This window comes from Methylobacterium sp. E-065 (assembly GCF_022829605.1).
In the GTDB taxonomy this organism is placed as follows: domain Bacteria; phylum Pseudomonadota; class Alphaproteobacteria; order Rhizobiales; family Beijerinckiaceae; genus Methylobacterium.
Window position 1 is genome coordinate 1 of record NZ_JAKSYD010000228.1, and the last position, 2,506, is coordinate 2,506.

Genomic DNA, 2,506 nt, shown 5'->3' on the forward strand with positions numbered 1-2,506 from the left:
GCGGACGACATGGAGCGCCAGCTCGACCGCCTTGAGGTTCGGCACGGCGACATCCTCGTGCTGCGCACCACGCAGAAGCTGCAGTCGGCGACGGCCAAGAAGTGGCAGGACGACCTGATCCGAATGTGCGCGGCCGCCGGCAGCAGGTGTGGGAGAGGCTGGCGCCGTCAGCTCACTGGCGGCTGAGGGACGGCCATTGCGTGATGACCGCCTCGTCAGCCGGCAGGTACGCGTCAACGATAGCGCCCTTGCGGCTCACGACGCAGATCATCACCGCTTGGCGCACCTCGTACATCATCCGGCGGTCGTAGGTGATGCGGAACAGGACCGGCGCGAAGTAGTCGCCCTTCTTGTCGGTCCTTTCGGCCCCCGCCGATACCGCCTCCACCTGCTTCATCCCGGCCTTTCCAGCCTCGCTCATCACGGTGGCGCGGCAGGTGTCGACCGTGCGGTTCCGACCCGGCACCTCCGGCAAGGGTTGCCCGATGGTCTGCAGAGCCGTCGAGGTACCTTTCACCAGGCCGGTGCCTGGCACCATCGACAGGATGGTCTGTTCGCCGGCGGCAGAGGAGGCAGCCCCGATCGGTGCGATCTGCCACGGCATCTGCCAAGTGGCTGCCGACGTGTCCGGTGCGGCGGGGGTGTCCTGCGCCAGCGCTGGGCCAGCCAGGACGGAGATGAGGGTGGCACAGCAGATGGAACGTAGAAGCATCACGGCTTTCCTTCTTCGCGGGGGTGAACGAGGAGCCGCGGCATCGAGCTAGTCCGTCGGCGCGAGGGCGGATGGCAGCGTCCAAGGCGAGGACGGTGCTGTAGTAGGCGAGGAGGCGGGGCGATTGGCTCGCGTCCGGTGCAAGGAGGCCTGCGCGATCGCGCTGGCATCGATCCGCCCTCGAACCCAGATCGGCCGGCTGATGATGCTCGCCGTCTGCTCGGCAGCGCGGTAGGGCGCTCGTGCCCGAGAGGCCGCTGTCGCCGTTCTTGGTCTACTGAGAGACCGCGCCTGCTTCACCGGTCCGGGGTTCTGGATCGGCGCGACCACAATCCCTGTTTCAGAAGGCGGTACGATCGGGCTCGTTCGATCCACTACCTGCTGCGCATGATCAGGGCTTAGCGTCGCCACGTGTCCGAGCGGGAGTACAATGGGGATCGTCGGTGCGGGGCGGACGATGACTTCGGTAGGAGCTCGCGCCCGAGCCGATCGAGGTGGCAGGATCGGCGTCGATGCTGGATCGGCCGACAGAGGTTGTGTCGGCCTCGGCTCAGCTGGATCTTGCGATAGATCAAGCAAGTCCGGTTTGAGCGTCGCCACCACCAATGACGGGCGCTCCATCGCAATGTCCTGGCGATCCGGGCGTTCGTTCCAGGCGGGCGGCTGCTCATGCGTCAGACGTCCCGCATCGAGAGGCGCTAGGCCGAGGAGTGGAAGGCGTGGGTTAGCGCGTGGCGGCAGAAAGGCTGGCTGCTCGACCGCGTCCGCTGGGTTCGGGTCCAGGAAGGTGCGGGGTGCGTCGGCGACATTGAAGGTATCCGGATCGTTTGCGTGGGAAAGAGGTCCCGTCAGGTGCGGAACCTCGACCCAGGTCGGGAAAGTAGATGGAGGCTGTGGCTGAACCGATGCCGCCGGTGCCAGCCGCTGGGACAACGTTGTAGAAGACCAGTCGCCGTGAGGGACAAGCCAAGCCCCGGCTGCTGTGAACAGCGTAAGGGTGGAGAGGCACGAAATTGATATCGTGATCCAAGACGGCAGGCCGCGGTCAGGCCCGACGACTGCGAGTGGTCGCGCCGTGCCGACGGGCTTCAGGTCGCCCACAAAAATCGGACCACGCTGTAACATCCACTCAGAACTAATCTGGGTAAGAAACAGTTCAAGGTCGAGATATTTAGAGTCGTGGCGGGGCGAACATATCGAAGCGCCGATGCGCGCTGCTGATGCAGAATGCCCAATCATTTCGATCTGAGACGTCGCTCGCTAGCCAACGACTTTCGCCATTGGCGCTCGCGTTCGTTATTTCGCCCGACCGCAGACCCTCACCGCATAGCTCGGCCCGTTCTACCGGCCGCGCGAATTCTCACGGGATCGCTTCGGCTGAGGTCGACCGCTGCCCCTCAACAGCCCTTCTTTGGTTCAGCGTCCACAACTTGCCTCTGTGGATCTCCCTTATCCGTGGGGTGAATAGGTTTGCACCCTATACCGCCGAGCAGCGCCGGGGCCGCCGATCGCCCTCCCCGCCGGAGCCACTGCAGCCACTCCCGACTGATGATGCGCACCATGTTCGGGTTGGACTTCCGGCCTTGGTGGCGGCGCTCCTGGATGGTCAGCAGGCCGTCGCCCTCGGCCAGTCGGATCGCTCCCTGCGCCAGCCGACTGATCGGCCCCCACAGGGTGGTCCAAGGTTAAAGTTAGTGCGCAGTAGGCCGCTCCACCACGGTTAGCTTGGCCGGCGGAGCTGGTCGGGCGAGCGCAGCCGGCCAAGCGGTGAAGGCTGGCATGAACACCTCTGGT

At 65.2% G+C, this 2,506-nt stretch carries 2 protein-coding genes; one reads left to right on the forward strand and one right to left on the reverse strand.

Annotated features, from left to right (window positions below; all coding sequences use genetic code 11):
- Positions 1-186, forward strand: a 186-nt coding sequence (locus MKK84_RS26250) for a hypothetical protein (RefSeq protein ID WP_243924959.1), incomplete at its 5' end; no start/stop codon positions are given.
- On the opposite strand, the gene MKK84_RS26255 is transcribed toward MKK84_RS26250, so the two are convergent.
- A complete protein-coding gene (locus MKK84_RS26255) occupies positions 173-712 on the reverse strand; it encodes a hypothetical protein (RefSeq protein WP_243924960.1) in 540 nt (179 codons plus the stop codon). The genes MKK84_RS26250 and MKK84_RS26255 overlap by 14 nt on opposite strands.
- Between the last annotated feature and the right edge of the window lie 1,794 nt (positions 713-2,506).

What these genes read in the sequence shown, in the direction of transcription:
- MKK84_RS26255 (WP_243924960.1), bottom strand. Translation starts at nt 712, where the DNA reads ATGCTTCTACGTTCCATCTGCTGTGCCACCCTCATCTCCGTCCTGGCT.